General features: G+C 57.0%; 7 protein-coding genes. 6 read left to right on the top strand and 1 reads right to left on the bottom strand.

Annotated features, from left to right (window positions below; translation table 11 throughout):
• The 5 genes from AC1ECN_RS18555 to fcl form a co-directional block, all read left to right on the top strand.
• On the top strand, positions 1-1,043 hold a 1,043-nt coding region (locus tag AC1ECN_RS18555), incomplete at its 5' end, for a glycosyltransferase family 4 protein (protein ID WP_477953774.1).
• On the top strand, positions 1,037-2,179 hold the full coding sequence (locus AC1ECN_RS18550) for a glycosyltransferase family 4 protein (RefSeq protein WP_477953772.1): 1,143 nt from the start codon (positions 1,037-1,039) through the stop codon (positions 2,177-2,179). The genes AC1ECN_RS18555 and AC1ECN_RS18550, both read left to right, overlap by 7 nt.
• Positions 2,176-4,377: a GumC family protein gene (locus AC1ECN_RS18545; RefSeq protein WP_477953770.1), complete on the top strand. Its 2,202-nt coding sequence runs from the start codon at positions 2,176-2,178 to the stop codon at positions 4,375-4,377. Before AC1ECN_RS18550 ends, AC1ECN_RS18545 begins: the two co-directional genes overlap by 4 nt.
• A gap of 99 nt (positions 4,378-4,476) precedes the next feature.
• Complete coding sequence (gmd, locus tag AC1ECN_RS18540) at positions 4,477-5,580, top strand: GDP-mannose 4,6-dehydratase (RefSeq protein ID WP_130705811.1); 1,104 nt, start codon at positions 4,477-4,479, stop codon at positions 5,578-5,580.
• Positions 5,573-6,637, top strand: coding sequence for a GDP-L-fucose synthase (gene fcl, locus AC1ECN_RS18535; RefSeq protein WP_018071873.1), 1,065 nt, complete (start codon positions 5,573-5,575; stop codon positions 6,635-6,637). Before gmd ends, fcl begins: the two co-directional genes overlap by 8 nt.
• A gap of 579 nt (positions 6,638-7,216) precedes the next feature.
• Here the strand turns inward: fcl and AC1ECN_RS18530 are convergent.
• Complete coding sequence (locus tag AC1ECN_RS18530) at positions 7,217-7,483, bottom strand: DUF2277 domain-containing protein (RefSeq protein ID WP_018483888.1); 267 nt, start codon at positions 7,481-7,483, stop codon at positions 7,217-7,219.
• Between the two features lie 826 nt (positions 7,484-8,309).
• On the opposite strand from AC1ECN_RS18530, the gene AC1ECN_RS18525 reads away from it, so the two are divergent.
• Complete coding sequence (locus AC1ECN_RS18525) at positions 8,310-9,122, top strand: ABC transporter ATP-binding protein (protein ID WP_477953779.1); 813 nt, start codon at positions 8,310-8,312, stop codon at positions 9,120-9,122.
• The last annotated feature ends 1 nt before the right edge of the window (position 9,123 follow it).

Below are 9,123 nucleotides of genomic sequence, written 5' to 3'. Positions count from 1 at the left end.
GCGTTGCCCAACACCTGAACGTTGTGCTTGCCGTGCCACGCCGGCGCTATGCACATCTCGCCTCCTCCATCGATCCGGCTGTCGATCTGCACCTTCTGGACTGGCMGAGACACCGTTCTCTCTCCAATCCCTGGTTTCTGTACCAGCTTACGCGTCTGATCCGGCGGGAACGGCCGAACCTCATTCACCTCCTCAGCAATTCGACACTTTGGCTGAACCTCGCCGTGCCGTTCTGGCGCCCGATCCCGCTTGTGACGACCATTCATGACGTGGAAATCCATCCCGGCGATTCCGATACGCGTACGCTGCCCGGCTGGGCCCCCGAATTGATGGTGAAGCAATCTGGACATCTTGTCGTCCACGGCGAGGGGCTGAAGCGGCTGGTCCTTAATCGATATTCAAAATCGGCGGACTGTGTCCATGTCCTGTCGCATCCCTCCATCCTTCGCTATGCGGAGCTCGCCCGGCGACAGAAGATGGCGCCGCGCGAAGCGGATGGAACTATACGCGTCCTGCTCTTCGGACGGATTTTTGCCTACAAGGGCCTGGAACATCTGGTCCGGGCTGAGGCGATGCTCAAGGACGTACTTCCCAACCTGCGCATCACGGTCGCAGGCCGTGGCGACAATCCGCTGATCTTCCAGCCGCTCATGGGAGATGCCGGCCGCTACGATATTCGCAATCGTTTTATCGAGGATGCAGAGGTCGCCCAGCTTTTCCTGGACACCGACATCGTCGTGCTTCCCTATACGGAAGCATCCCAAAGCGGTGTGCTCAACCTTGCCGCCGCATTTGGCAAACCGGTCATCGTTACGGATGTCGGCGAGTTGCGGGGCACCGTTCAGCCCAACGGGTTGGGAATGGTGGTCCCCCCCGGAGATGCCAAAGAGCTCGCGGCAGCGATCAGGACATTGGCAGACAACGGCGAGCTTAGAAACAATTTCGGTGCCAATGCGCTCGAATGGGCCAAAGGACCGAATTCGCCTGAACGGGTCGGCGCCCAGGCCGCGGCCGTTTATCGGGAGGTGGTCGGGTCATGCTGACGGAGGCCCTCACGGACAGAAGTCGACTGGCAGCACGGAGCGCGGCCAGCGTCCGCCACTATGTTTCGGGCGGCTGCGAGAACGGCGGCGGCATTGGCAGGCTGGTCGGATATATAACAGAGACGGCGAAAGAGACCGGCACGAAACATTTCGTCACCGATACCAGAGGGGCTCGATGGTCCAAGGTGACGTCACCCGCACGCCTGCTCGGCGCCATCCTGACGATGGCAAAGGACCGGATTGTTGCGCCAGCCCGCATTCACCATTTCCATATCGCTGGCCGCGGCAGCACCTACCGAAAACTGATCCTGACCGAGGCTGCCCGATTGTTCGGGTGCTGCCACATATTGCACCTGCACGACTACGACTACGGCGGCGACTTTGAGAAACGCTCGCCGCGCCAACAACGGCTCATACGTCGGATGTTTCAGAATGCCGATTGCGTTGTGGCGCTCGGCCGGCGCGATCGCATGACACTGACGACACTTTTGGGCGTTGACGAGCACCGCACGGTCGTTGCCCATAATTGCGTCCCCGATCCCGGGGCACACAATATTCGTGTCGGTCAGACACCGTTGATCGTATTCCTTGGCCGGTTGAGCGAACGCAAGGGGGTCACGGAGCTTCTGTTGGCCCTGAGCCACCCGGTCATGAAAGAACTCCAGTGGCGGGCCGTACTGGCAGGCGACGGACCTGTGGAGGATTATCGCCGTCAGGCTGACGCCATGGCGCTTTCAAATCTGGTAGAGATGCCCGGCTGGCTTGACGCCGATGAGGCGCGAGCCCTGTGTGCGCGTGCAGATATCCTGGTCTTGCCTTCGCACGCCGAAGGTCTGGCAATGGCCGTGCTCGAAGGGCTGTCCCACGGGCTCGCCGTCGTCACCACGCGTGTTGGGGCGCATGACGAAGTCATTACCGACGGTGAAACCGGCATCTTCGTCCCAGTCGGAGACCAGGATGCCCTGGCCGCAGCCCTGGCGAAGCTGGTGTCCGATCCAGAAATCTGCATCCGCCTCTCGGTCCAGGGGCGCGCGCATTATCTCAACCATTTCAGCATGAGGGCCTATATGYGGTCGCTCGAGAAACTTTACGAAACCGTTTCCGCGAAACCTCAAGCAATGGTTGGCGCACGATGACGATTTCCACTGTTCCGCCGGACCGCAACCTTCCGATCTCACAGATGCGCTACGATCCTCGCTTTCAGGTGGAGACCAAGGCGGACAACTTCGATCTCGCATCCGCCTTCCGTCTCGTCCGGCGAAGAATGATCATGATCATCGCGATAACCGCGCTTCTGATGGCGCCCACGGTGATTATTATCTCTGGGTTGAAGCCCGCCTATCAGGCCTGGGCCCGATTGATCATCCACCAGCCTCTCGCAACATCACTTGGTGCCGACGAAAGCCACAGTGATCTACTTGACGCGAAATCGGAGACTGAGCGGCTTCTATCCAGAAGCATCGCAGAGCGAGTCGTCCACGAACTGCGGTTCGACGTGCGGCCGGAATTCAATCCGGCGCTGCGCGAGATCTCGTTCATTGACACGATCCGGGCAAAGTTGCGCGGCCTGTTCGACACGGAAAAACCCACTCCGCCTGTACGCGACAACATCGACGCCATCATCCCGGAATTTTTTAGGGCGCTCGGCGTGTGGCACGAAGATAAGAGTGACGTTATTCAGATCAGCTTCACTTCGAATGATCCTGAACTCGCAGCCGCGGTCCCGAACCGGATCATCAGCATTTACCTCGATGAACGGAAGGACAGTCTCGGCGGCCGTCTGGATTCAGCGCAAGAATGGATCCGACAGCGCATCACCGAACAGCAGGCTCGCGCGGATATTGCTCGCGACGCTGCCCGCAACTATCAAGAATCGATGGACGTCGTCTCGAAAGAGGACGCTCAGGATGAACGGATCAAGTCACTCATAGAAGTCACTGGCCGCGAAGGGAAAATCGAAGAAAGCCGGCTTGAGGTCAAGGCGACGATATCCACGCTGGAAGCAGCGGATAACGCTTCGGTCGCTGCGGAGAATATCGCCGTCCCCGACAACATTGCCACAAAGCAACGCGATCTTCGCGCACAGGAGCAAGATCTCGCCCGCCTTCTTCAGACATATGACGGCAATGCCGAGGCCGTGGTGGATTTACGTGGGAAGATCCAGGAATCCCGTGCCGATCTCAACCTTGCGACCAAGCAATATCTCCAAACAATGCGCGCCAAGCTCGCCGCACTTGATCACGAAGCTAAGTCAATACAATCCATCTTGGCTGAGGCTCATGAAAAACGCACACGCGATGCCATGGTGCAGACGGAATTGACGCGACTGCAACATATCGCCGACAAGGAACAAACGGCACTCGACAAGCTCGAGGATCAGCGCCGTGACCTCGCCGCGAAGGCCATGCTGCCAKGGGCGGAATTGGAAGTTCTATCACCGGCTTCAGTGCCGATCGCGTCACAGGGACGTGGACGGCTTTTCTATCTGGTGGGTGCCCTCCTGGCTGCAATCTCGGGTGCCGTAACGGCTGTTTTCGTCATCGAAATGTCGGACCGGACAGTCCGGAGTTTCGACCAAATGGCTGCAATGGTGCGCACGATCCCGGCTGGACTTATCCCGCGTCTGGCGCGGTGGGAAAATTCGAAAACGATGTTCGAACATATGCCAGTCCCGATGTTTGACGAAGCAATCCGTACCGTGATTCTTTCACTCAAGCAGTCCAATGGCGGCAAGTTACCGAACAGTATCGTCGTTACCTCGGCCCACAGCGGGGAAGGCAAGTCGCTTGTCGCGAGATCGCTGGCTATCGAACTTGCCGCCGCCGCAATTCCGGTGCTGCTGGTCGATGGCGACCTTCGGCGGGGAAAACTCGATTCGTTTTTCAGGTCGGGGTTAATGTACGGACTGAACGAATTTCTGAATGGTCAGGCCGATATCCGCGACATCGTCTACCGCCATCCAAGCGGTATCGACTTCATTCCATCTGGAAGATTCAGTCTCCAGCGGCGCACCCGTTCGAACGGCCTGGCAGAAATCATCGAGATGGCGGGCGCGGCCGGCCAGATTGTCATCTTCGACAGCGCGCCTGTGCTCGCCTCGACAGATACCGTGCATTTGACTGCCCTGGCGGAAAGAACACTGGCGGTTGTCAGATGGGGAAAGACGAGCCGCCGCGCGGTCGAGTTCAGCCTGCAGCAAATGAAAGGCTCGCGAAATTCTGAAATTGTTGTTGCGATCAACAATGTAAATCCCAAATTGCACGCGCTGTATAATTTCACTGACTCGGAACTGTTTTCGAAATCCCTGATGAAATACTACAGCTTAAAATCGTGACTACTTCTCACATAGGGCGCGATCGCTCACTCTTGCGAAATTGTACGAACTACACAGCATAATCTGCTTCTGCATTAGTAATCGAGTTGGAGGGCAATCATGGATGCGGGAATGACAAAGAATCGAAAAGTCGCGCTGATCACGGGTATAACAGGTCAGGACGGTGCGTATCTGGCCGAAATGCTCCTGGAGAAGGGCTATATTGTTCATGGCCTCAAGCGACGTTCATCGTCCTTCAACACCAGCCGCATCGAGCATCTCTACGAGGATCCCCATGTCGAGAATCCTCGCTTTATTTTGCATTACGGGGACATGACTGATTCAACGAATCTCATCCGTGTCGTTCAGGAAACGCAGCCGGACGAGATCTATAATCTCGCGGCACAGAGCCACGTTCAAGTCTCTTTCGAGACGCCGGAATATACAGCCAACGCAGATGGAACCGGCACCCTTCGGCTACTTGAAGCAATTCGCCTCCTGGGGCTGACCAGGAAGACCCGCTTCTATCAAGCGTCCACTTCAGAGCTCTACGGCAAAGTCCAGGAAGTCCCGCAGAGCGAAACGACGCCGTTCTACCCTCGATCACCCTACGCGGCGGCCAAGCTCTATGCCTATTGGATAGTGGTCAATTACCGCGAGGCATATGGCATGCACGCCTCGAACGGCATCTTGTTCAATCATGAAAGCCCGATCCGTGGCGAAACATTCGTGACGCGTAAAATCACCCGGGCAGCGGCTGCGATCCATCTTGGGCTGCAGGAAAGGCTCTATCTCGGCAATTTGGATGCCAAGCGCGACTGGGGTCATGCACGAGAATATGTCCGCGGCATGTGGCTGATGCTGCAACAGGACGAACCGGAGGACTATGTCCTTGCGACCGGCGAAACGCACTCGGTTCGTTCCTTTGTTGACAAGGCCTTTGCCCAGGTGGGCATGCCGATTGATTGGCGTGGGAACGGGGTTGAGGAAAAGGGATACGACAGGACATCCGGTCATTGCGTGGTCGAGATCGATCCAGCTTACTTCCGTCCGACTGAAGTTGATCTTCTGATTGGCGATCCGACGAAGGCGCACACGAAGCTTGGCTGGAAACATGAGACCAGTCTTGATCAGCTGGTTGCGGAGATGGTTCGCGAGGATGTGAAAGTCATGGCACGCAATGTTCCGTCGGTCGGTATAACCAAAGGTTTTGCCCATGCCTGAGGTGATCTACAGCCTTGCCGGAAAAAGGGTCTATGTCGCGGGCCACCGCGGCATGGTGGGCTCTGCGATCGTGCGGCGTCTCGCTTCAGAGGGCTGCGAGATTTTGACGGCCACCCGCGCCGAGGTCGATCTCAGACGGCAGGACGAGGTGGAGGCCTGGATGAGTAAGACTCGTCCCGACGCTGTCTTCCTGGCTGCTGCAAGGGTCGGCGGTATTCTGGCGAACGCTAGCTATCCGGCCGACTTCCTATACGACAACTTGATTCTCCAAGCGAACGTCATCCACGCAGCCCATAGGGCTCACGTCGAAAAACTGATGTTTCTGGGCTCGTCCTGTATCTATCCGAAATTCGCCGATCAGCCGATCGTTGAGGACTCACTTCTGACTGGATCGCTTGAGCCCACGAATGAATGGTATGCGATCGCCAAAATTGCCGGATTAAAGCTCTGCCAAGCTTATCGCAAACAGCACGGCAGAGATTTCATCTCGGCCATGCCTACCAATCTTTATGGTCCAGGGGATAATTTTGACCTGGGGTCGAGCCATGTCATGCCGGCGCTCATACGCAAGGCGCATGAGGCCAAGATCAACCAGCAGCAAGAGATATGCATCTGGGGGACTGGCTCGCCGCGGCGCGAATTCCTGCATGTTGACGATTGCGCCGACGCCTGCCTCCATCTCATGAAGACCTATTCCGCCGAAAGTCATGTGAACGTCGGTTCGGGCGAAGACATTACCATCCTGGATTTGGCATACCTCGTCTCCAAGGTCGTTGGTTTCGAAGGCACGATCACGCGCGACCTCACCAAGCCGGATGGCACGCCACGTAAACTCTTGAGCGTCGACAAGCTTCGTACTCTCGGCTGGTCTCCTAAGATAGGTCTGAAGGAGGGTATTGCGGACGCCTACCGCTCCTTCCTTGATGGGCATTATCTCGAACGCAGCAACAGGGCTTTGTCGGGCGACTTGATCGGTCAAAGCGATATCAGTTTTGAGAGAGCCAGAACTTCGGCGCTTCACGCGCCCACGCTCTCCTCAGTCGTACACCATCCCTAGCGCACGGCGAATTTGCACGAGGGATAATAAGGTTTTGTCTCGGGGGGGACGCATATGCTGGGGGGAGCAAATAATGCAACCAGTGGAAATTAGGGTTGCAGCGTTAATTTTCCTGATAACCGTGTGGGTGATGATTATCAGAGCGGCAATGGATTTTTTCGCGGTCCAGATGCCGATATCGCTTGTCGCGTTCTTACACGGATAGTCCATGTCCGATGGCTCCGCGAGATTACCTTCGAACCGCGGTGGGCACCCTTTCCTGAAGCAGGCGTTCAGTTTCTCCTCGCCGATCTTTGGCGCAAGTGGGTCATCGACGAGGCGGTGCCCCCCTCAATCGGCTGAGTGGTCTATCCTCCTTGCGCAGACCAGCCGGCCTTGATGCCGGCAGTCGGCGGGTAAAGCCGCAAGAACGCGGCATCACCGAATTGACGGTAAGCGCGTAAATCGAAGCGCCGGAAAGCAAGATGCGTGTGCTCGAGCCAATCTTGCCGGCGGTCGAACGGGTCTACGCTCATCGAGGAGCCTCAGCGCTACACCCTGTCTAAAGCGAGCGAAGCGATGACACGACCCCCTACAAAATCATGCGAACCTCGTCAGGTTTTTCGCACGCGCTTTTGCAGCTTCTTCCTCGCGGTTGTGCGGCGGATGTGAAGTCTCGAGCGAATCGAGCAATTCGCGCGCGCATGCCGCGATCGAAACGATTGCGTGTTCGAACGCTGCCTCATTGCGTTTCGAGGGTTTGGTCGTTCCACTCAGCTTTCGTACGAACTGCAATGCGGCATCATGGATTTCCTGATCAGTCGCCGGCGGATCGAAATTGAACAGCGTCTTTATGTTTCGGCACATGACTTGCTCCTAGTCATCTTCATCTCCTTTCGGCCTTAAGACGGCCTGCCCGCTCAACGGGCAGCGCTGGTGCTACGATCCTTTACCTGTTCGCAAGGATCTTCTGGCCAACCATCAAACCGTGCATCCTAGGCCGCTCCACCTCGGTTGTGAACATACCTTCACCGCCGTTGTCGGACCGGATGAAGCCAACCGTTTTTTTGCATGAAACCATGTCACGGTACCCGTCGCCATAGCGACTACCCTTGATCATCTCATTCTGCCGCACCTTGATCGGGTGGATCACATTTGACGACAACAAAGATAGATCCTTCTGAATATCAAGCCGAAGCAATCCCACAGGCGCCGTCAAAACTCCCCTCGCCGCGCATTTGCCGTCAGATCCCGCAAATAGCCGCCGGCCGGATACATTGGGCGCACCGGTTAGCGCAGCAAAGCTGCAAGCTGACGGCGGCGCGGAGGTGTAATTCTCCCTCCTCTGGAATAAGCGGGGATCTCAATGCTCGCGATCGATTCTGTTGCCTGAAGAGGGCAAGGGCCTTTTGTGAAAGTTGGGAGCTCCCAACTTCTTCCTGACAACACTTCGAACGACTGTGCCAGACGAGCTAGAGTTGCCCTGCGTCCAGCGGGGTTGGCCGACATCTTACGACTCAGACGGTGCCGACTGAGCGACCGATCGCGCTTGGAAAATCAAACTGACCAGGTGGCCGAAAGGCGTGCCATCAGCACAAGGATGACGAGTACCTAGGCCGGGGAATAGCGAAAATACTTGATTGACAGTCTCATCTTTAGTACCGACCCCTATCACCCGGTTAGAGGATGTCACGTGGCTACACTCCCCCCGACGCAAGATCCGCCTCCGACGGCCGAAACTTTCGTCGCCGAAAATATAGGCCTTTCGATAGAGGGGAACGAGATTCTCCGCGACGTAAGTCTTAAATTTCCCGCAGGAGAGGTTGTGGCGCTGGTCGGCCACAACGGCTCCGGTAAATCCAGTCTTCTCAAGATGTTGGCTCGCCAGCTTGTGCCGACCGCTGGATCGATTTCTTACGGGAACCGGGATCTTAGGATGTATAGCGAACGCGTCTTCGCTCGTTCGGTCGCATATCTGCCCCAGGATGTCACCACCGGATCGGAAATGACGGTCCGAGAGCTTGTGGGCTGCGGTCRTTATCCGTGGCACGGAGCGCTCGGCCGCTTCACCAAGAACGATGAAGCCAAAGTCGAGGAAGCTCTTCGAGCAACGCACATCGAGACGTTCGCCGACCGTATCATAGGAACACTATCGGGCGGCGAGCGGCAGCGTGCCTGGATCGCGATGCTGATCGCCCAGGATGCTCGCTGCCTGTTGCTCGACGAACCGACTGCGGCACTCGATGTTGCTCATCAGATCGAGGTGCTCTCACTTGTGCGACGCTTGGCGCATGAGGGTGGAAGGAGTGTCGTCATCGTTCTCCACGACATCAACATGGCCGCTCGCTTCTGCGATCGGATTCATGCCTTGAAACGTGGTCGCGTGGTTGCCAGCGGAACACCAAGCGCGATCCTCGCGCCGAACACGCTGCAAGAGATCTATGGGATCGACATGGATGTGATCTCCGCGCCCAACCTGCCCTATCCGCTTGCCTATGTTTGCTGAG

This window comes from Rhizobium sp. 01N447_2 (assembly GCF_056399245.1).
Note: the sequence above shows the minus strand (reverse complement) of the source record. Positions and strands in the feature narration are given on the sequence as shown.